Source organism: Pseudomonas cichorii, from assembly GCF_003700275.1.
GTDB lineage: Bacteria > Pseudomonadota > Gammaproteobacteria > Pseudomonadales > Pseudomonadaceae > Aquipseudomonas > Aquipseudomonas cichorii_B.
Map to the genome: position 1 here is coordinate 1 of NZ_RBRE01000096.1, position 343 is coordinate 343.

The window sequence follows — 343 nt, forward strand, 5'->3', positions numbered from 1 at the left end:
CCTCAATCTTTCTCAACCTGCCCCAGCAGGTGTCCAGTGTGCTGCCTCAACTCACCGAGCTGTCGCTGATCAATCAGGGAATTTTTCTCGATCAGGCGCAGATGGATCACCTTCGCGCGATGCCTGAGCTGAGGAGGTTGAACCTGAGCGGCAATCGGCTGGTCAGCGTACTGCCCATGGATCTGGGCTGGCTGCATCTCGATCGACTGATACTGGAGCGAGTCGGCATGCATCGCTGGCCTTCATGGCTGACGGACATGATCCCGAATAATATTCGTGAGCTGTCGGTGGCCCACAACAACCTGACCGAACTGCCGAGCTGGATCCTCGACAACCCGAAAAA

The 343-nt window shown here is 56.6% G+C and carries 1 protein-coding gene; it reads left to right on the forward strand.

Annotated elements, in window-relative coordinates:
- On the forward strand, positions 1–343 hold a 343-nt coding region (locus ALQ04_RS25720; RefSeq protein ID WP_147466632.1), incomplete at both ends, for a hypothetical protein.